This window comes from Bradyrhizobium sp. 179 (assembly GCF_023073535.1).
Taxonomy (GTDB): domain Bacteria; phylum Pseudomonadota; class Alphaproteobacteria; order Rhizobiales; family Xanthobacteraceae; genus Bradyrhizobium.
On record NZ_JADPJR010000004.1, the window covers coordinates 1 to 21,159 of the forward strand.

15 protein-coding genes and 2 pseudogenes are annotated in these 21,159 nt (G+C 59.4%); 9 read left to right on the forward strand and 8 right to left on the reverse strand.

Going from position 1 to position 21,159, the window contains the following annotated elements:
• Together IVB12_RS00585 and IVB12_RS00590 are read left to right on the forward strand one after the other, a co-directional pair.
• On the forward strand, positions 1–802 hold an 802-nt coding region (locus IVB12_RS00585), incomplete at its 5' end, for an acyl-CoA dehydrogenase family protein (protein WP_247294598.1).
• A gap of 424 nt (positions 803–1,226) precedes the next feature.
• Positions 1,227–1,756, forward strand: a pseudogene (locus tag IVB12_RS00590) (transposase); the annotation flags it as partial.
• Positions 1,757–1,961: 205 nt separating this feature from the next.
• Here the strand turns inward: IVB12_RS00590 and IVB12_RS00595 are convergent.
• On the reverse strand, positions 1,962–3,461 hold the full coding sequence (locus IVB12_RS00595) for a CoA-acylating methylmalonate-semialdehyde dehydrogenase (RefSeq protein ID WP_247294601.1): 1,500 nt from the start codon (positions 3,459–3,461) through the stop codon (positions 1,962–1,964).
• Between the two features lie 105 nt (positions 3,462–3,566).
• Here IVB12_RS00595 and IVB12_RS00600 point away from each other — a divergent pair, with 105 nt between their 5' ends.
• Positions 3,567–4,454 (forward strand): LysR family transcriptional regulator, encoded by an 888-nt coding sequence (locus IVB12_RS00600; protein ID WP_247294603.1) that lies wholly within the window; start codon positions 3,567–3,569, stop codon positions 4,452–4,454.
• Between the two features lie 618 nt (positions 4,455–5,072).
• On the opposite strand, the gene IVB12_RS00605 is transcribed toward IVB12_RS00600, so the two are convergent.
• The 7 genes from IVB12_RS00605 to IVB12_RS00635 all read right to left on the reverse strand — a co-directional run bounded on the left by IVB12_RS00605 (position 5,073) and on the right by IVB12_RS00635 (position 12,523).
• On the reverse strand, positions 5,073–5,246 hold the full coding sequence (locus IVB12_RS00605; RefSeq protein ID WP_247294605.1) for a hypothetical protein: 174 nt from the start codon (positions 5,244–5,246) through the stop codon (positions 5,073–5,075).
• Positions 5,247–5,257: 11 nt separating this feature from the next.
• The gene (locus IVB12_RS00610; RefSeq protein WP_247294608.1) at positions 5,258–7,003 is read right to left on the reverse strand and encodes a gamma-glutamyltransferase; all 1,746 of its coding nucleotides are present in this window, start codon (positions 7,001–7,003) and stop codon (positions 5,258–5,260) included.
• Positions 7,000–7,254 carry a bile acid:sodium symporter gene (locus tag IVB12_RS00615; protein WP_247294610.1) on the reverse strand — a complete coding sequence of 85 codons (255 nt, stop codon included), beginning with the start codon at positions 7,252–7,254 and terminating at the stop codon, positions 7,000–7,002. Before IVB12_RS00615 ends, IVB12_RS00610 begins: the two co-directional genes overlap by 4 nt.
• Positions 7,251–7,727: a GAF domain-containing protein gene (locus IVB12_RS00620; RefSeq protein WP_247294611.1), complete on the reverse strand. Its 477-nt coding sequence runs from the start codon at positions 7,725–7,727 to the stop codon at positions 7,251–7,253. The genes IVB12_RS00615 and IVB12_RS00620 overlap by 4 nt, the downstream gene beginning before the upstream one ends.
• A gap of 1,017 nt (positions 7,728–8,744) precedes the next feature.
• Positions 8,745–10,400 (reverse strand): amidohydrolase, encoded by a 1,656-nt coding sequence (locus tag IVB12_RS00625; RefSeq protein WP_247294612.1) that lies wholly within the window; start codon positions 10,398–10,400, stop codon positions 8,745–8,747.
• Positions 10,401–10,428: 28 nt separating this feature from the next.
• A complete protein-coding gene (locus IVB12_RS00630; RefSeq protein ID WP_247294613.1) occupies positions 10,429–11,451 on the reverse strand; it encodes a CobW family GTP-binding protein in 1,023 nt (340 codons plus the stop codon).
• 451 nt (positions 11,452–11,902) lie between these two features.
• On the reverse strand, positions 11,903–12,523 hold the full coding sequence (locus tag IVB12_RS00635) for an XRE family transcriptional regulator (protein ID WP_247294614.1): 621 nt from the start codon (positions 12,521–12,523) through the stop codon (positions 11,903–11,905).
• Positions 12,524–12,764: 241 nt separating this feature from the next.
• Between IVB12_RS00635 and IVB12_RS00640 the strand changes: the two genes are divergently transcribed.
• From IVB12_RS00640 to IVB12_RS00665, 6 genes and pseudogenes are all read left to right on the forward strand, one after another.
• Complete coding sequence (locus IVB12_RS00640; protein WP_247294615.1) at positions 12,765–15,245, forward strand: FAD-dependent oxidoreductase; 2,481 nt, start codon at positions 12,765–12,767, stop codon at positions 15,243–15,245.
• 84 nt (positions 15,246–15,329) lie between these two features.
• A complete protein-coding gene (gene purU / locus IVB12_RS00645; protein WP_247294645.1) occupies positions 15,330–16,184 on the forward strand; it encodes a formyltetrahydrofolate deformylase in 855 nt (284 codons plus the stop codon).
• 25 nt (positions 16,185–16,209) lie between these two features.
• Positions 16,210–17,094: a bifunctional methylenetetrahydrofolate dehydrogenase/methenyltetrahydrofolate cyclohydrolase FolD gene (gene folD, locus IVB12_RS00650; RefSeq protein ID WP_247294616.1), complete on the forward strand. Its 885-nt coding sequence runs from the start codon at positions 16,210–16,212 to the stop codon at positions 17,092–17,094.
• Positions 17,095–17,340: 246 nt separating this feature from the next.
• On the forward strand, positions 17,341–17,907 hold the full coding sequence (locus IVB12_RS00655; protein WP_247294617.1) for an Lrp/AsnC family transcriptional regulator: 567 nt from the start codon (positions 17,341–17,343) through the stop codon (positions 17,905–17,907).
• 796 nt (positions 17,908–18,703) lie between these two features.
• Positions 18,704–20,302, forward strand: a complete 1,599-nt coding sequence (locus tag IVB12_RS00660; RefSeq protein WP_247294621.1) for an amidase — start codon at positions 18,704–18,706, stop codon at positions 20,300–20,302.
• A 616-nt stretch (positions 20,303–20,918) separates the two neighbouring features.
• Positions 20,919–21,062: pseudogene (locus IVB12_RS00665) on the forward strand (oligopeptide ABC transporter ATP-binding protein); the annotation flags it as partial.
• Positions 21,063–21,159: the final 97 nt, after the last annotated feature.

Here is a 21,159-nt window from a genome sequence, read left to right on the forward strand (position 1 = left end):
CATCGACGGCAGCAAGACGCTGGCGTTCGCCCAGCTCGAGAAGAACTCGCGCTACGATCTGTTCGACGTCACCACGACGGCGAAGAAGAAGGGCGACGGCTGGATCATCGACGGCGAAAAATTCGTCGTGCTCAACGGCGAGAACGCCGACACGCTCGTCGTCACCGCCCGCACCAAGGGCGACCGCCGCGACAAGACCGGCATCGGCGTGTTCCTCGTTCCCGCGAACGCCAAGGGCGTCACCAAGAAGTCCTACCCGACCCAGGAGGGCCTGCACGCCGCCGATATCACCTTTACCGGTGTCGAGGTCGGCAGCGACGCGGCGATCGGCAATCCGGACGACAGCCTCGCGCTGATCGAGCGCGTCGTGGACGAAGCCCGCGTCGCGCTCTGCGCCGAGGCGGTCGGTCTGATGGACGGGTCGCTCAAGACCACGGTCGAGTACATCAAGATGCGAAAGCAGTTCGGCGTCGCGATCGGCTCGTTCCAGGCGCTGCAGCACCGCGCCTCCGACATGTTCGTCGTCACCGAGCAGGCCCGTTCGATGTCGATGTTCGCGACCATGGCTGGTGATTTCGAGGACGCCAGGGAGCGCAGCAACGCCATCGCCGCGGCCAAGGTGCAGATCGGCAAGTCGGCCAAATTCGTCGGCCAGCAGTCGATCCAGCTCCACGGCGGCATCGGCATGACCATGGAGGGGAAGATCGGCCACTACTTCAAGCGCCTCACCATGATCGAGAACACCCTCGGCGACACCGACTACCACCAGCGCCGCGTCGCGGATGCGGGTGGGTTGATCTGATACTGGTCGTCTTCCCGGGTATCGCGACTTGTCCGCCGAAGCTCAAAGAGCGAAGGCGGAAGCGATGAGCCCGGGTCGCGAGCGACGCGAAGCAATCCAGCATCTTTTCTGCGAGACAGTCTGGATTGCCTCGTCGCTTGCGCTTCTGGCAATGACGGAGCAGGCGGAATCAGGGAAGGCGACAACAATGAAAATGGCCGTTCGATCTCACCGCTGAGGTGGCCGTCGTTATCTGCTCTAGCCGCGCCATGAACTGTGCATTTTCTTTGCAATGGCGCTGGAAAGAACGAGAAGCGGACTGCCGTGGGCCGCGCCGGCGATGGAGACATCGGAACGCCTAAAGCGGGATGGGTTTAGTCTGAATCGATTTGGGATTCCAATCGGTTTCTGATTCACCGTACTGGCTGGACGGAGGCCAGTATCGATGGGCAAGCCGTACTCTCTTGATCTTCGCAAGCGTGTCGTGGCTGCGATCGAGGGCGGGATGTCCCGCAATCAGGCGGCCAAGCAGTTTGGAGTAGCGATCAGCACGGCCATCGGTTGGATGCAGCGGGTCGAAGAGACCGGCAGCGTTGAGCCTGGTCAAATGGGCGGTCACAAGCCGAAGGCGGTTTCTGGAGACCACGCCGTCTGGCTGTCGCAGCGGATGAAGGACGGCGATTTCACCATACGTGGCCTCGTTGCTGAGCTTGCCGGTCGTGGCCTGAAGGTCGACTACCACTCGGTATGGGACTTCGTGCATGCCGAGAAGCTCAGCTTCAAAAAAGCGTGGCGGCTGGCGAACGCGATCGACCCGAGGTCGCGCGGCGGCGAGCCCAGTGGACAAAGTATCAAGATCGCGTCGAGGCTGAGCGGCTGGTCTTCATCGACGCGACTTGGACCAGGACCGATATGGCGCCATTGCGGGGATGGGCGCCGCGCGGCCACAGACTTCACGCGAAGGTTCCCCACGGCCGGTCTTCACCTCCGAGGAATGTGCCAACTACCTCAAAAACTCAGGCTATCGAAGCTAATGCCACATGCTTTAGTGCACGAATTTATCGATATCCTGAGGCGTTCCCGACACCCACCATCGCGGCTCCAACGCTCGGAAATTGCATCGCGAAGCCGCGAGCCGCTGAGCCCGTTACCGAAGATCGACGATCCGTGCACTTCGGCGTCAACTCATCGTCGGCATCACGAACTCAGCTCCGGAGCGAATGCCAGTAGGCCACCGTGTCGTGATCGTCTTTAATTTAGTGTAGAACCGTATCCCCTCGGGTCCATGCATGTTGTGATCACCAAACAGGGACGCCTTCCACCCGCCGAATGAGTGGAATGCCATCGGAACCGGGATCGGTACGTTGATGCCAATCATCCCGACTTGAATTTGATGCGCAAATTCGCGCGCCCCACCTCCGTCCCTCGTGAAGATGGCGGTGCCGTTGCCGAACTCGTGCGCATTGATCATCTCGGCGGCCTCGTCGTATGATTTGGCGCGTGCGACGGCGAGCACCGGTCCGAAGATCTCCTCCTTGTAGATCTTCATATCGGTCGTGACGTAGTCGAACAGCGTCCCACCGATGAAATATCCCTTCTCGTAACCCTGGCGCCGGAAGTCCCGCCCATCGACTATCAGGTTTGCTCCCTCGTCTACACCGATGTCGATATAGCCACGGACCTTGTCCAGATGCTGCTTGGTCACAAGCGGCCCCATCTCGGCATCGGGATCCGTTCCCGGGCCGATCTTCAGAGCGCGAACCTTGGGCGCAAGTTTTTCGATCAGCCGGTCGGCTGTCGCGTCTCCGATCGGGACCACGACCGAAATCGCCATGCAACGCTCGCCCGCCGCACCGTAGGCTGCGCCCATCAGGGCGTCAACCGCCTGATCCATGTCGGCGTCCGGCATGATGATCATGTGGTTCTTGGCGCCGCCAAGCGCCTGACAGCGCTTTCCGTTTCGAGTGGCCATTTCGTGGATGTAGCGGGCAATCGGAGTGGACCCGACAAAGCTCACGGCCACTATGTTGGCGTCGGACAAGATGGCGTCGACCGCTTGCTTGTCTCCATGAACGACGTTGAAAACGCCATCGGGCAATCCGGCCTCCTTCAGCCACTTCGCCAGTATGAGCGAGGCGGATGGATCGCGTTCGGACGGCTTGAGAATGAAAGTGTTGCCGCACGCGAGGGCGACCGGAAACATCCACATCGGTACCATCGCCGGAAAATTGAATGGTGTAATCCCCGCAACAACGCCGAGCGGTTGACGTAGAGAGTAACTGTCGACGCGACCTCCGACGTTCTCGGTTACGTCTCCCTTGAGAAGCTGAGGTGCGCCGGTGGCAAACTCCACGACTTCCATGCCGCGCTGAATCTCCCCCTTTGCGTCCGAGAGCACCTTGCCGTGCTCGCTCGTAATTACTTGGGCGAGTTCGTCGATTCGATCCTCTAGAATTCGCAGGAAGCGATTGAGAATTCGGGCTCGGCGCAACGGAGGGGTACTCGCCCAGGCCGGAAATGCCTTTCGCGCCGCAGTCGCCGCCGCACGGACGTCTTGGGCCGAACCCAATCCAAGCGTCCCCGACTGTTCGCCCGTCGCGGGGTCGTATATGGCCGCGGTACGGGTGCCGCGGCCTTGCACCAGCTCGCCATTAATGAAATTCGGAATCTTCGTCGGCATTGAGCATTTCCCTGCAAACAGAGCTTGATTGCCGTTGGTATGCAGCGCATACGATTGTGCATCAACGAGCGAATGTGCGGCTCCGTTGTGCAGAAACTGTAGTCAATGGATTGGGAACGGGTTCGGATATTTCTTGAGGTCGCGCGAGCAGGACAAATCCTGAAGGCCTCGAAGAATCTTCGATTGAATCATGCGACGGTAGCGCGGCAGCTTAGTGCCCTTGAGCGAAGCTTGAACGCCAAGCTGCTCGAACGACATACGTCCGGGTGCATTCTGACCGCAGCGGGCGAGTCGCTGGTCGCGGCAGCGGAGCGCGCGGAGAGCGAATTTCTCAGAGTAGGCTCCAGCGTCGACGGTGCCAGCCAAACACTCGCAGGTACCGTACGCGTCGGTGCACCCGACGGCCTTGGCAACTATTTCCTTGCAGATAGGCTCGGTATGCTCGCCGCGAAACATTCGAGGCTCGTTGTTCAATTGGTGCCGTTACCACGAACATTTTCGCTGTCGCGGCGAGAGGCCGACATCGTTATTACGTTGGATCGCCCCAAACAGGGGCGACTAATCCTGTCGAAGCTAACCGACTACACACTCAGCGTCTATGCGGCGGAGCAATACCTTGGGCGCGAGGGCCCGATCACGAGCCAGGATGAACTCGCCGGCCGTTTGTTCGTGACGCATATCGAGGACATGACTTACAGCCGCGCCTTGGATTATGCTTCCGTTCTTGGTCGGCTCATGTCACGTCGATACGAATGCGGTAGCGTGGTCGCGCAAATGGAAGCGGTTCGCGCCGGCCATGGCATAGGAATCCTCCACGACTATGCTGCGCAACGGTATCCGGAACTGCAGCGCTTGCTGCCCGAGGTCCGGTTTGTGCGCAACTATTGGATCACCTCTCATCCCGATACGCACGAGACACGCCGGGTCCAAGAGGTGCATCGGTTCATCTCCGGATCCGTGAAGGCCGAGAGGGCCTCGTTCGTATCGGACTGAAATGGTCGGACGCAGAGGCGGATGCATCGAACGGCTTCGCCAGATTGCCACCCGCTTATTGGAGGAGGCGGCGTCAGATGGCAATCAAAGCACAAGGATAAGGTGCATCGGCTCGGTGCGGATGGCCCGGATCGAGAGAGATTCGTGATGACGAGGAATCTCGCGAAACACTCTAGCCGATAATGGTACCGGTCCTACCGGCGTGCTTAGAAAGAGCCGCCTCAATAGTCTTTTTTGCGGTTCGTATTGGCACCGCTCGGGACAACCACCAGTACACTCTTTTGGTACGCAGCTAACGGATTGGCCGGAGTTAGCTGAACGTCGCCGCCCGGGACTTGAACGAGGTACCTATTGTGCGCTTCATCGGATGTGACAATAGGACCCTTGATCCGCTCTGCTGTTTTTGTCAGTCGAGTCAAAGACTGGCGCATCCCCTGATCGACTCACCCTCTCGTGCGCGGGAACCATGGTGCTGAATGCATCGCCAGCCACGTCAGCGTCGCCCGCGACGGGAAACACTTTGGAGGGGCGCCGCGTCGCAGTCGGTGTGCCATCCCGCAAGCAGACTGTACTAGCATTGCCCTGGCTAGGATGGGCGCGTACGGTCGTTGCTCGTTCTCACGCGTGGTAAAAGGTGTGAGGCGCACGGCTGAGCTGATCTCCGCCGAGGTCGGCCACCAACACCGCCTCACTGCAGCCAAACAGGTATCCGTTCTCGCTCAATAGGATCATGGAGGCGTCGACGGCCTCCTCGGTCACGGTGAGAAGTGATCCGAGGGAATGGCGATGCATCCGTGACCTTCCTATCGGCCAAGCGCATAGGCCGGGCGACGGGGATCCGCGGCGGCTTCGAGCGTTCCCTCGGGCCGTTGGCGGGCGACGCATACCGCCCCCGCGCGCCACGCCCAGTCCGGCCAGACCGTAACGTCGTGACCCAGCATACGAAGATCGGAAATCTGTTGCGGGCCCAGGCGTCCTTCAATGTTGAGGCGGCCCGGATGCGCAGCGTGCGGTTCGAACGAGTCTGGAAAACTGTAGCTCGCGAACCGAGCCGCCTCGACCGCGGCTTGCGGCGGCATTCCGAAGACTTCTAGGTTCAGCCAGACTTGGAGCAGGGCCTGCAGTTGCACATCGCCGCCCGGGGTCCCCATGGCGGTGAAGGCGCCATCCGCCGCTCGGGCAAGGAACGGCGCGGGCGTCAGGCGCGGCCGCTTGCCGGGCGCTACGCCTGAAGGGTGCCGCGGGTCGGCCCACGACTGGCTGCCCCTGGAAGACGGGCACAGCCCGGTTCCGGTGACCACCGGTGTGTCGTACGAAACGTCGCTAGGAGTGGCGGAGAACACGTTGCCCCGACGGTCGATAACCGCGAGGTAGGAAGTGTCGAGCGCGGCGAGCTTGGGGGCCGCGAGGACGCCGCCGTCGATCCTCGCACCGCCACCCAGCTCGCCAGCCGGTGGCAGGTCAGGCCAAGCCCGGTGCGGGTCGATGAGCTCCCGCCGGCTGGCGGCGTACGCCGGGTCGAGCAGCGAGCCCAAAGGAACATCGGTGAAGCGCGGGTCGCCGAAGTAGCGATGCCGGTCGGCGAAGGACAGCTTGATGGTCTCGACCAGGGTGTGAACGTAGGCGCTGCTGTTGTGCCCCAGACTAGCCAGGTCGACGCCGGCCAGCATCGTCAGCATCTGCAGCAGCGCCGGGCCTTGGCACCAGGGGCCGCAGGCGTACATCGTCGATCCGCGGAACTTGGCGCTGACCGCCGGCTCTATGCCGACGTGGAAGTCCGCCAGGTCCCGCATCGACAGCAAGCCGCCATTCTCCTCGTGGAAAGCTACGATCGTTCGCGCGATGTCGCCCCGATAGAAGGCGTCCCGAGCGGCCTTCAGGCCTTCGACACGGCTGCGGCCTCGCGCCGCCGTCTCGCAGTCGGCCATGTACTGCAGAGTGCGGCCAAGATCGGACTGGACGAACAGATCACCAACCTCGGGCGGACGTCCCCCCGGCAGATAGATCGCCGCGGAGCTGGGCCATCTCGCATAGCTGTCGGCGTAGGTGTGCAGCAGCTCCGCCATCAGCGGATACATGACGAAGCCATCACGCGCGAAACCGATGGCGCTTTGCGCCACCTCCGAGAAGCTCATGGTGCCGTAGAGAGCCAGGGCCGTGATCCAGGCGTCCGGCGCGGCTGGAACGACAGTCCGCAGGACCCCCTCCGGGATCGCGCCGCCGTGCTCGCGCATGAAAAGATCTGGATCGAGGGCGCGAGGCCAGCAGCCCAGGCCGCTGATGGTGATTACCTCGTCGCGTTCGGCCAGGTAGAGAATGATCGGCGCGACGCCGGCGACGTTAACAAGCTCGCTCTGCACGACGCCCAACACAAGGCCCGCGGCCACGCCAGCGTCGATCGCGTTGCCGCCGCTTTCGATTATCTGCAGCGCGGACTGCGCCGCGAGATAGTGGCCCGCGGAGACAACATGGCTCGTCCCGGCGATGGTTGGACGCATCGAGGCCAGTCGGTGGACCGTGCCAAGCCCCGACAGGGAATCGATACTCATGGCGCGACCTCGCCTTCGATTGTCGTCGCGCGAGCCGCGCGGCGCCGAGCCAGCACGGCGCGGACGGCGAGCTGGATCTGGTGGAAGATCACGAGCAGGATCATCCCGCCGACCTCCGCGGATGGAAAGAGCGCGCCTGCGATCGGCACACCGGGCGACAGGCTCTTCTTGGAGCCGCAGAGAGCCGCCAGAATGCCGGCGGTGAACGAGTCGGGCCTCGGACCGGGGAGGGTTGCGACGAGCGTGGTCATGCGGCGAGCAGCAGTGGGGTCAGGACATAGGCGAGCGGCTTTGTGACCGCCTCGTCGCCGGGGTGATAGCGGCCGGGCTCGTGCAGAAGGTTCAGGGCGCCCAGGCAGCGTCCGTCGAACAGGATCGGCGTATTGATCACGGAGCCCAGCCCGAGACCCGCCAGTTTCGCATGGTCATCGAAGGCCCATTCAAGGTCGTGCGGGTGGCTTCCGATGAACACCTCGCCTCGCACCAGCACATGCTCGGTCCAGGGCAGGCCGCGCTTCGACTTCCTGCCTCCTACGGGATAGGCCTCGGCGTGGCTGCTGTAGAGGCGCTCGAGCTCCATGGTCGCGGCGTGCAGACGCATCACGGTCAGCAGCCGATGGCCCAGTACACGTTGGGCGATCTCGTCGATGATCGGCAGAATGGCCGCTTTCGGGCCAGTCCTCGCCGCCTCGGTGACCCGCGCCAGGTCGTCGCCGCCGATCACAGGAGTACCACGCGCAAAATGGCCTCGATTGGCTTGGGCGGCGGCGAGACCGTGTTCGTCTCGTGCATCATCATCGCGATCACGAACTTCTGCGCCATACCTCAGTTTCCCCTTTCCGAATTCCTGACGATCCCGCTCCACGGGTCCAGCCCCACCGGAAATCCATCATTGGCCCGTTTCCCTCGCTCGGGCATAGCGAGCGGGCGGACAAGGCAAGATACATTCGGACCGCAGGGTTTTTGGGCGAAGTTCATCCATCAGCGCTGGATTGCAGCCGGGTCGCCACGTCTGGCGCTGGAATTGATCGACCGCGGGGGTTGCCACATCTGGGCAAGGAACGAGCTCGGGCGCTGATCGATGGTCGGCGGGGTGCGATACGAGAGCGAAGGCGCCTTGACGTCGACCGATTGCGTTGGACCGTAGCCTTGATGGGCGCAGTGCACCGCGTGCGCGAATGCTGGAGACAGGAATCGGCGGAAGAGCCGATCCGACGGTGTTGTGGCGGCAAACTCCGCAATGGAAATCTTCAGATTCGGCAAAGCACGGACGCGATTGCCGCCTGACGGGCGGCCTCATCCGGTAGAAAATATCGGAAACACCTACGGCTCTCGCGCGTTGGGGCCAAACCACATGGAAGATCGGTGCAGAACAATCTATCGGCGCGGAATAACCGTAGTTCACGGACCAGCGACTCTTCGATCGCGGTCAGGCTGGTCCGCGGGGGCTTTGGCGCATGCGGCCAGTCGGCCACGACGCCGCTGCCGTACCAACGCCGGATCGTGGTCTCGCCCACTGCGAGCTCGGCCGCCAAGTCAGCAACTGACCTCTTACCCGCTTGATGAAGCCTCGCGTCTTCGGCGTCGTCGCGGCGTTGGCGTGCATGCTCAGCTCCATCACACGAGGCACTTACTTGGCGGCACCGGTTCAGGACTCGCAGTTACCGACGAAATGACGACCAACGGCGCCCACGGAGTCCCGATGAGCGGATACCCCTTCTTGAGACTTGGCTCGCCCGCCCTATGCCGCCTCGCGTCCGGTCGTCGCTTCATGGACCGAGCACTCCCAAATTCGTTCTCCCTCGACATACGTGCCGAGGACCTTGAGATCGAGCACGTGCTCGGGATCGACGGTACGTGGGTTCTTATCGAGGAGCACGAAATCTGCATATTTGCCGACCTCAATGCTCCCGATTTCGTTGTGCTTCCTGAGGTGGAAGGCGGCGTCGATTGTCACTGAGCGGAGGGCCGAGTCGATGTCCATGATCTGATCCGGGCCAATGACGTTTCCGGCGCGGCTTCGACGGGTGGTCGCTAGATGTAGGCAAAGGAGCGCGTGCGGCCAAGTCATTGGCGGATCGCAGTGGAGGGAACTCCGCATCCCCATTCGGACGGCGCTCCCGGCTGGCACAAACTTCGCGGCCGCTTCCGGTCCAAGGAGGGCGTCGCGGAGTGCTTCGCCCCAGTAATACAGGTAAGGCAAGAAGAAGCTGCAGACGACGCCCAGCTTGTTGCAGCGCTCTATTTGGTCTTCGCGCAACGTTCCGCAATGCTCGAGCCGAAACGGACGCTTTGCTTCTGGAAACTCATTGAGCGCCACCTCGTACGCATCCAGAACCGCATCGATCGTGCGATCCCCATGCGTATGGACCGACATTTGATGCCCGCGGGCCGCGTAAGCCCTTATTATTCGCTTCAGCTCTTCGGGCTTGTAGTTCATATGACCGACGCTATCGCGCGGAAGACCCATGCTCGTAAGGGTGATTTCGTTGTTGAGGTATGGCTTCGTCAACCACACGTTCCCCATGAGGACGGACCCATCACCCCACATCTTGATGCCGGCCATCGCGAACCGATCGTTTCCTCCCTCAAAGGGAATCGTCTCGATTCCTTCGGGAACGGCTCTCTGATAGCAAAAGACCCGAATGGGCATTTGCTCCCGCTCCAGAGTCTTCTTGTAGAAGACACTGGTCATTGGCGTCAGTCCCATTTCCGAGCTGGTTGTATATCCAGACTTTGAGAACTTCCACAGCCAATCCCGTAACGAGTCGATACCCCGCCGCTCGCCACAGATCGCATAGAAACTCTCGACGATGTAGTCGCGCGAGCGCTCCTCAAATTTCCATGGTTCACCATTCTCGTCGTAACGAACATGCCCACCAGGAACGACGGGGGTCGCTCGTGTAATATTAAGTGCCTTGAGGGCCGCCGTATTGAGAAAAATTCCGTGCATGTTCGACACCTGCACGGCGATTGGAATCGTCGGTGAGAGTTCGTCGAGCTCTGCCTTGCTAGGCTCTCTGGCGCCCACGTGGAGCTGGGCGTCAAGGCCCAGGAACCAGAGGAAATCTCCCTCCTTTGCCTTCCTAACCCTTCTTCTGATCTTGGCGAGAGCCGCCTCGTAAGTAGGCGTGTGCACCGAGCGAATATCGACCACCGGATCGCCCCAACACAGGGCGCTAAGCAGAGGATGGCCATGTGCTTCGACGAAACCGGGTAACATCGTGCGCCCGGCGAGATCGACCATGCTGGTTTCGGAATCGCGGTAGCTGCTTACGGCTTCCCAAGATCCAACCGCGAGTATTTTTCCCTTTGATATCGCGACCGCTTCAACTTGCATCTGGTCGCCATTCATCGTGACGATCGGCCCGCCGTGAAAAATCGTGTCTGCACCCATCTGTGCTGCTCCTACCTGCTTCCGGGCGTCAAGCGCCGTTGGCTTTCCGTTCAAACATTTCCGTGAGTCTGCCGGTTGGCAGTTCGCCGCGCATTCCTATGAATACGAGCTCGCTTCTCTGATCGCCCGAGGATGAAAGGCGTAGATCGATCGTCGAGCGCTTGCCGATCAGCTGGAAAACGCCACTCTGATCGGTCAAATCCGAAAATCGAACGATGCCCTTCCCGCGCAGGATCGAGGCAGGCAGAGCCTTTACGATCGCAGCGAAGTTGGCTCGGCTGCCGACATGTCCTGACCAGGACCAGCTCTCAAACATGCCGGAGTGATCATGAGTCGTGTAACTGCCGCCGCAGACGGCACAGGCTCGATCGCGGCATGGGCTTTCGGTTTGATCGCAGCGAAATGTTTTCCGACTCGAACGAAGCTGGTGCGGCGCCTCAACGTCTCTATCAGAGAGCAACATGAACGCCGGAAGGACGGCATCGCGCGTTCTTATGATTCTCATCATGGGCAACGCGCCGCGCAGCGTCGTGATAACTTCGTCGACGACTGCCGGCGTCACCAGGTCAGTCTTGTTGAGTAACACATAGTCCGCGACCGCGGCCTGATCGATCGCCAACTCAGTGTTTTCGAAGTTGAGGCCCGGAAAGTTCTCGGCATCGACAACGCAAATCGTACGATCAACCTTTAGTCGGCGAGACACCGACGGCTGCATAAATGCATCGGCGATAGCCATCGGATTCGACACGCCACTCGTCTCGAGCAAAACGCCGTCGAACCTCGGTTCTGAAGACGCGATAGACAGAATTGAACTTAAGAGATCATCCTTGATGCTGCAGCACACACATCCATTTGTAAGAGAAATGATGGAGTCGCTCCGCGATGCAACGAGTCTCACATCGATGTTGAGCGCGGCAAAATCGTTGACGAGAACAGCGAGCCGCTGTCTCGTTTGCTGCAGTATGTTGTTCAGAAGAGTTGTCTTACCCGCACCCAGAAAGCCGGACACGATCGTAACCGGCAATCGTTGCTCCCGGGCGAAATGCAACATCGCGGCATATCCTCGGAGCCTGCGGCAACGGTTACGCTCGTCCGTCGCCCACCACACTTTCCTGTACGAAGTGCGCGTGGTTGGATCACCACTGAAACTCGCAACGACGAAACGATCGTATGAATAAAGTAGCGTAACAATTCTGTCAACGTGAATATTTAGATAAGAATTTCATAAGCATGATTTTGCTCGGCGCGCCGCCGAAACGGCCTGGGCCACTTTGTAAGCCAAAGCAATAGGGCCTCATCATCAACCAGGAAACGGTTGAGTGACGCCGGGTCATTCATGCGGAGTGCGCTCAAGGATTTCGAGGGGGCCTGCACCCGTCGCGATCAACCAAGGAGACGATCGCTGTCGCAACTACCTAAAGCGCGCCAGGAGGGGAGGGCGTGTGTCGCATTCCGCTTTAAGCGACTCTTGGGTGAGTCTCGCTTGCGGATGGTGGGCAGTGCTAGTAGTGCGGAGGAGTGATCACCCACACGACTTTAGCAGGCACCGTCCCAGGGTTCGCGCAGCGATGTTGCGAGGTGCTGCTAAAGGAGAAGCTGTCTCCTTCCTCGAGCTGAAACAGCTTCCCGTCGACCCACAGGTCCAGTTGTCCAGCGATTAGGACTCCCGCTTCGTTGCCATCATGGCTGTATTCCCCGCTGTCGGCCCCCGGCTCAATTGTACTCATGAGTAGTTCTAGCGGGCCAGCGAGATTGGGAGAGAGTAGCTCCTCGGCGATGCCGAGGCCGGTGAAGGTCAATCGGCGGCGGTGCGCCTTGCGAACGACGACGTCCCGTTCGTCGGCCGTCGCCTGCATGTTGCCGTTGAAGAACCAGTTCATATGCACGCCGAGAACGTCGCTCAGCTTTTTCAATACCCCGATCGGCAGCTTCGATTGGTTACGTTCGAGCTGACTCAAGTAGCCGACCGAAATGTCGGCGGCTTGGGCAAGCTGTGCCAGGGTGAGCTTCTTGATCTTTCGTAGCTCGCGAATCTGTCCGCCGACGGCGGCCTCCAGATCCAAGCCTTCTTTCGCTTCAGAGGCGGCCCATTCATCAGCTGCGCGTATCGATCTAATCGCCATCGTTTCTCGTCCCTCAAGGCGGGCGCGTTGCTGTCACGACCAGCCGCCCCTGCAACCTAGTCAAACACCCACTTTCGACAGTCAATCACGGCTTAATCGTTGGACCTGTGTAACACGAGCGCTAAACAGGCCGATTTTTTATATGTGACAACTTTGGAAAAAACACTTATAAGCATGAAAGGCTATTCACATCTGTGAAAAAATGATAAATAATTTCACACATGGTCGTTGGAGCTTAGGTATGACGGATCTTCCAAAGTCGGCTCAAGTCGTCATTGTTGGCGGCGGTATCATGGGTTGCAGTCTGGCCTACCATCTGACTCTTCGCGGTTGGACCGATGTCGTCCTGCTTGAACGTAAGCAACTCACCTCCGGAACGACATGGCATGCCGCCGGTTTGGTTGGTCAGCTCGGGGCAACTCACAATCTGACGCGGTTGGCCCAATATACGACTGAGCTCTATGGGCAGCTCGAACGAGAGTCGGGTCAAAGCACTGGCTATCGCCAGATCGGGTCGTTGGCAATTGCGACCCATCAGGAGCGCTTCGAGGAGTTGAAGCGCGGAGCGTCAATGGCTCGTTGTTTTGGGTTGGAAGTAAACGTCCTCACGGCGAAGGAGGCGAGCGATCTTTGGCCGTCAATGGCAGCCGAAGATCTTGTGGGTGCGGTTCATCTTCCCAAGGATGGTCAGACCAATCCGGTGGACACGACGCATGCGCTGGCGAGGGGCGCCAAGCTTCGTGGGGCGAAGATATTTGAGGGCACTGCTGTAACCGAGATCGTGATCGAAGATGGCCGCGCGGTCGGTGTTCGCACCAAGGACGGCGACATCGCCGCCGAGTTTGTGGTCAATTGCGCGGGCATGTGGGCGCGGGACCTCGGTGCAAGCGCGGGTACAACCGTGCCGCTTCACGCGGCCGAACACTTCTATATTGTCACCGAGCCGCTGCCCGAGATCAAGCGGCACCTTCCCGTGCTGCGTGATGCCGATGCTTGCACGTATTTCAAGGAAGATGCCGGCAAGCTGCTGGTCGGCTGGTTCGAGCCCGTTGCGAAGCCTTGGGGGATGGAGGGGATACCCGAGAGTTTCGAGTTCGATACGCTGCCGGACGATCTCAATCACATCGAGCCGCTGCTTGAGGGGGCGATCCGTCGCGTTCCGATGCTGGCGAAGGCGGGAATCCAGTTGTTCTTCAACGGGCCGGAGAGTTTTACTCCGGACAATCGCTATATGCTTGGCGAGACGCCGGAGGTACGAAATCTGTTCGTGGCGGCGGGCTTCAATTCCATTGGCATACGTTCCGCGGGTGGAGCGGGCAAGGTGCTTGCCGATTGGATCGTCGATGGTTACCCGCCGATGGACCTGTGGGACGTCGATATACGACGCGTGATGCCGTTCCAATCGAACCGTCGTTATCTCCGGGATCGAACGGTCGAATCGCTTGGCTTGTTGTATGCGATGCACTGGCCGTTCCGGCAGCCGGAGACAGCGAGAGGTGTCCGACGTTCCGCACTCCACGATCGCCTGCTCTCGCGGGGGGCCTGCTTCGGTGAGATCGCGGGCTTCGAACGACCCAACTGGTATGCGCCAAAAGGGCGTGAGGCCGAGTACGAATATAGTTTCGGCCGGCAAAATTGGTTCGACTATTCCGCGGAGGAGCATCTCGCCGTGCGCGAGAGTGTCGGGCTATTCGACCAATCCTCCTTCGCCAAGTTCGTGTTCGAGGGCGAGGACGCCGAGCACATTCTCAATCGGATCTGTGCGAATAACGTCTCTGTTCCGGTCGGGCGCATCGTCTACACTCAGTGGCTCAATGAGCGCGGTGGCATCGAGGCGGATCTGACGATCACCCGCGAAGGCGAAAAGCGCTTCCTCATCGTAACCGGCGTCGCCACGCAGGTCAGGGACTTGGCCTGGTTGAAGCGCAACATTCCGGAAGGTGCACGGGCGCTGGCCGTCGACGTCAGTTCGGCCTACTCGGTCCTCGGCGTGATGGGTCCGAAGTCGAGGAGTTTTTTGAGCAAGCTGACGGATGCCGATCTGTCGAACGGTGCATTTCCATTCGCGACTTCGAAGGTCATTGATCTTGGTTATGCCAAGGTGCGGGCAAGCCGCATTACCTATGTCGGAGAACTGGGATGGGAATTGTACGTTCCGACCGAGTTCGTCCAGGGAGTATTCGACCTTCTTCTCGAAGAGGGGGCTTCATTCGGCATGCGCCTCGCCGGCTACCACGCGATGAATTCATTGCGGATGGAGAAGGGCTACCGGCACTGGGGCCACGACATCACCGATGAAGATACCCCACTCGAGGCCGGGCTCGGCTTCGCCGTCGCTTGGTCGAAGCCGCAAGGATTTATTGGGCGCGACGCCTTGCTGCGTCAGAAGGAAGCCGGGCCCAAGCGCAAGATGGTCCACATTGCGCTAGAGGATCCCACGCTGCTTCTCTACCACAACGAACCGATTTGGCACGATGGTCGGCTCGTAGGGCGCGTCACGTCCGGCATGTACGGTCACAGCATCGGAGCCTCTCTTGGTTTGGGTTATGTCGAGAACCCCGAGGGCGGAGGAGTGGATGCTGCCTATTTGCAGGGTGGCAAATTGGAGGTCGAGGTCGCGGGCGTGCGTGTGCCCGCCCGTGCTTCGCTGCGCGCGTTCTATGATCCCGCCAGCAATCGGGTGAAGGACATCGAAGTGGCCGTGTCCGCGGCGGCTTCCTGATCGGTAGGTGTCATGTCTGGAAACAGCAACGTATTCGTCAGCGCCCATGCAGGACAGAGTTCGCCTGTCTCATCGAAGAAACGAATCAATCGTCCCAACTTCGTCTTGACGTTTTCCTGTCCGGATCGGATCGGCATTTTTCACGCGGTCTCTGGCTTCCTCGCCACTCATGGATGCAATATCCGAGACAGTGCTCAATTCTCCGATCGCGGCGCCGGAAAACTGTTCATGCGCATTTCCTTCGACGCGCTGGATAACATTGCAATCTCACGCTTGCGGTCGGAGTTTTCGGAAGTCGGAAAGTCGTTTGACATGGCTTGGCAATTGCATGATTCCGGCTCGAAGCCACGGGTCATGATTATGGTCTCCCGCGCCGGACACTGCCTAAACGACCTTTTGTTTAAATATTCCACGGGAATGCTCGATGTTGAGATTCCGTTGATCGGTTCGAATCATAACGACTTCCATCGCCTCGCGGCCTCCTACGACATTCCCTTCCATCATCTACCGATCACCGCCGAGACAAAGCTGGCCCAGGAAGCAAAGCTAATGGAGCGGGTCGAGCAGGAACGCATCGATTTGATTGTCTTGGCTCGATACATGCAGGTTTTGTCCGATGGGCTCTGTCAGAAGATGTCCGGACGGGTCATCAACATCCATCACTCTTTCCTGCCAAGCTTCAAGGGAGCGCGCCCGTATCATCAAGCCCAGTTAAGGGGTGTCAAGTTGATCGGCGCGACAGCCCACTATGTCACGGCGGACCTGGATGAGGGGCCGATCATCGAGCAAGACGTCTTACGCGTTGATCACTCACTCACGCCCGAGGAACTCTCGGCGGTCGGACGAGATGTAGAGGCCGCAGTATTGACTCGAGCCGTCAAGTTTCACACGGAAAACCGGGTCCTGTTGAACGGCGATCGCACGGTGGTCTTTCGATGAGTATCCCGATTCGGGCAAACGGGACATGAGCGCAGTGTTGATCAACGGTCTTGTCGCGGCGAGGCAGCTTCACCATGATTTGCGCGGCGCCGTCGAAACTCTCGTGGAGCGGGGGGCGACCCCTGGTCTTGCCGTTGTGCTTGTTGGCGATGATCCTGCAAGCTCGGTTTACGTTCGCAATAAGGTGCGCAGGTCGGTCGAAGCGGGACTGCGCTCGTTTCATCACGAGTTGCCCGCCTCGACCAGCGAAAGCGATCTTCTGGCATTGATCAAGCGCCTGAACGCGGCCGAAGACGTTGACGGCATTCTCGTTCAACTGCCGCTACCCTCTCACATTGATGCCCAGAAAGTGACTGCCGCAATCGATCCGGCAAAGGACGTGGACGGTTTCCATCCAATTAATGTCGGCAACCTGTCGCTCGGCGCACCCGCTTTGGTCGCGTGCACGCCACTCGGGTGTATGCTTTTGATCAAGGGAGTCCGTAAGGATCTTGCCGGGCTTTCCGCAGTTATCGTCGGCCGTTCAAACATAGTCGGGAAGCCGCTGGCACAACTCCTGTTGCGAGACAACTGTACGGTTACCATAGCGCACTCCAGGACCGAGGATCTTCCTTTGGTCTGTCGTGGTGCGGACATTCTGGTTGCTGCGGTCGGACGGTCGGGGTTCATTCGTGGCGATTGGATCAAACCTGGTGCAATCGTCATCGACGTCGGCATCAATCGCATCGAACGCGACGGCAAGCAGGAATTGGTCGGTGATGTGGATTTCGAAGGTGCGCGCAGCGTCGCCGGCGCGCTGACACCTGTCCCGGGCGGAGTGGGTCCGATGACCATCGCGTGCCTGCTTAGAAATACGATCGAGGCCGCCTGCCGCCGGCGCGGTGTTTCTTCGCCTCTTGGCGCGGAATAGTTTTGGTCTAAGGAGGGTTGGCCATATCTGGACTGAACCAAGGAGGCTGAGCTTGCGAAGCTTCAGTGCTCCAAAGGAGTGATCAGATGAATGTTCACAAGAATGCGCCTTTGACGCCGAAAGGTCGAGAGACGATGGCAATTCCGAGCATCGGGCGCCTTCTCGTACAGCAAACTTGCTAACCGCTTCGTGGATCACCCTTTCCCACGAAGCCGCACATTCAAATAAATGCTGAGGGGAGGAAAAATGGAAATGGCAGGTCAGCTCAACGGAAAGCTGCATGGCTGGACTAGGCAGCCGCGCTCTGATGGGCCCAGCTCAGGCACTGAACTCGACAGCATCGATGCTCGGCTCCTTGATATCGTGCAGCGTAACAATCGCCTGAGCAGCGAAGAACTCGGCGCCGGGGTCGGCCTGTCTGCATCCGCAGTTCAGCGTCGATTGAAGCGCCTACGATCGGAGGGTGTAATAGAAGCAGATGTTTCAGTCACTTTTCCAAAGGCGATCGGAAGGAATGTGACCGCGTTGGTGCTTATTACCTTCGAGCGCGGTCGAGCCGATATCGTTGATCGATTCAAGCAGGCGATGCACAAGATGCCCGACGTGATGAGTGCGTTCTACGTTACCGGCCAGGCCGACTTCGTGCTGCTAGTTACAGCGGATGATCTGGAGGACTATGAGGGCTTAACCCCACGCCTTGTAAGCGAACATCCCGACATAAAGCGCTTTGAAACCATGATTGTTCTGGATCGGGTGAAAGCTGGCTTCACTTTACCAATCGCCTCCACCTTGCGCGCGCGAACGGGAGATTGAACGTCCTGCAGTTTGGCGGGCGTTCCTCGTGCGGTATGGGACTGAACTGATTTTGGAGCTGTGGCCCGCGCGGGATAGGCATCAACTGTCTAATTTCCTACTGTTGGCTGCTGCTTGCCTGATCGCCGCCGGCTTCGAGCTCTGAACTTGAGGCTTTCGCGATTGATTGCACGTGGACTGGAGCATCGCGAGAATTAACTTGAGTCCGTGATTACGCCTCTGAGACCGCGCTCCTGAAGTAACATCAACCCGCGGGGTGGTAAGGCAAAACCCCACGCGGGGACTGATTTCCCGCGTTTTGCTAATTCGACGAGTCGGAACTTGTTTCGCATCTCACGCAGTTGGACGTGCGTGCAAGTAAGGGGCAATTTCGAGAAGTCCAAGGCTCCGCAGAGCGGAGCTGCCTTGCTGTCCGGCCGCTTAAATGGAGCTTCGATACGAGCTTGAACGCAACCGTTGATCTTCCTCAAGAGCGCGGCATCAACCTGATTCGCGTAGAAACGCGTCCCGCTGGGCTTGCGAGCAGAATTACTGCTGTGCAACGGCCGATATTGCTCGAAACAGGATCCCCCTGCTGCCTACTAGTTGTCCCAGATAAATGCTGTCGGCTCGTCTGACCCGCTTGGCGCGGTCATGCTTTCAGAACCTGAGCCCGGAGCCGAGGCCATCGGCCTCCTACCTCAAGCCCCGTTGAGGAGATTGCCATGCCCAAGCACATCGAGGGAGGGCATTACTTGACTGTGGTCGAGACTCACCGAAACCAAAGTCACGGACCAGAGCAACAAAGGAGCAGCCGATGAGTCAACCTGCCACTATCCCTAACGAACCAACCGGCCGGAAATCGCCGGATCTTGCACGCCTCACTGTCGAAGACGTTCAGGCTGGCTTCGCAAGCAGAGCATACACCGCTCAGTCACTGATTGAAGCTAGCCTGGGTAGGGTGGAGCGATACAACACGAAATACAACGCGATCATCTTTCTGAATCCCTCCGCGGTCGACGAGGCAAAAGAAATCGATAGGCGCCGGACCGCCGGGGAGCACCTTGGTCCACTGGCGGGCATTCCGGTTGTCGTTAAAGATACTATCGATATTGCTGGCTTTCCCACGACGGCCGGATGGTCACTGCTGTACAGCAAAACGGGGGGCGCTGACCTCCTCCCGGAGCATGATGCGCCGGTGGTGGCCCGCCTGCGGGAAGCCGGGGCCGTGATCATTGGGAAGACAAACGTTCCCATTCTCAGTAGCAGTGGTACTCATGCCAACAACAGCTGGGCAGGGCCGACACGAAATGTCGTGGTGCCCGACCGTGCGCCCGGTGGCAGCAGCTCGGGCACCGCGTCTGCAGTTGCCTCGGGTATGGTTGTGCTCGGCTTGGCCGAAGAGACCGGCGGCTCAATTCAGAATCCTGCTGCGGCGCAGGACCTCGTCGGCATCAAACCCACTGTCGGGTTGGTGTCCAACGCCGGTGTTTTTCCCCTGTCAGCAAATCGGGATGTTGTCGGTCCCCTTGCACGATGTGTGCGTGACGCTGCAATCTGCCTCGATGTGCTTGCCGGCTACACATCAGAGGATCCCAAAACTCTCGCGGGTGTCGGGAAGAAGCCAAGGGAAGGTTACATCTCTAAACTTAGAGTGGACGCACTCAAGGGCAAACGGCTTGCTCTTTACGGGAGCGGATGGCGCAAACGATCTCTTTCAACTGAGGCACAGCAACTTTACGATAGAGCAAAACAAGAGCTCGAAGGACTTGGCGCAGTTTTGATTGAGGATCCCTTTTCCGGCTCGGGTTTCGCGGACCTCTGCAAGCCGACTTCTCCCTTTGCGAACATCGACGCGCATGGCCTCGAGTCTGTTCCTTACGACCTTGACAAATACCTTGGCCGGCTGGGCCCTAAGGCCGCGCTAAAGACATTTGCGGAGTTCGCCAAAGCGACTAAGAAAGAAAACCCGTTCGGGCCGGAGGGCGTGCTGAACTACGTGAACAATCTACCGCAGTTCGCGGCGATCCTGGCAAACCCGTCGCAACCGCCGAATGTCAGTGAGTTCATTGCTCTCAAGATGGAGTGTCTCACGATATTCGAGGAAGTCTTTGCGCGCCATCACCTCGACGCCTGCGTCTTTCCCCAGATGCTTCAGGAACTACCGCCGCTGCACGGGAAGGAGCGCATTCTTGCCTCGACGGTCGACCAGATCAACATTGCTGGCCTTCCAGGGATCACCGTTCCTGCGGGCTACTATGCGTCGGGGTCACCTTTCAGTTTGATCTTCGTGGGCAGAATGTGGAGTGAGGCCGAACTGTTGGCGTACGCCTACGCATATGAATCCATAACGCGGCACCGCAAAATACCCGCTCTCGAGATGGAAGGCGCAGCAAGCGCAGACGGCTATAGTTGAGATCGCCGGCCGGAGCAGCCACCGCTCCAATTACGCAATCATTGTTCCGGCCGATCGAGTTACAGCGGGGGGGCATGAATCGGGCCTTTATCGCGCAGCAAAAGAGCTGAGTTGGAACCGTGGTCCGTTGAGGAGGGACACTATCGTTAATCGCCCGCCAAACTGCCTGTCATTTTCGGGCCTTTTATATTGCGGTTTGTTGTCAAGCGCTCCCTTTGAACTCGCCAACGGCACGATGCTAGCGCGCTGCCCAAGCTGACCGCCAGCTCCGATCACCGTTCCAAGCATCGTTGTCGGCATTGCCGCCTATCTCGGATTGCTCAAACTTGGACTCATGGGGACGAAAACCGGCCTCGCCCTGACGCACAGTCGCATAGTGTCGGTGCAACCGCCTATGTCGTCGTGATCGTCTCAACAACTCTGGCAAATTTCGACCGGCGGGGAGCTGGCGGCGAAGAGCATGCGGGCCAACCCGCTTAGAACCTTTACGAGAGTGAGGCTGCCGCTGGCTCGGCCGGGCATCATCGGCGGTGGCCTGTTTGCTTTCCTTCCCTCTTTCGATGAGGTCGTGAAACCGTCGCTGGTCAGCGGACCCTGCCATTGAAAATATAGGAAAATCTACGATCTTCAGCAGGATATGGGTATAGCTTTCGTTTTCATCTCACATGACCTTAAAGTCGTGGAGCATATCGGTCATCGCGTTGCGGTCATGTACTTGGGGCGGATCGTAGAACTCGCCGCGTGCGAGGCACTCTTCGCGAGCGCTGCCCAACCTACACGGGGTGAGTGCGTCGCGCATATCGACGACCGCGAGATCGGACTCTGCTCTGGTCCGCCTGCTGCTATCGACGAGAGTC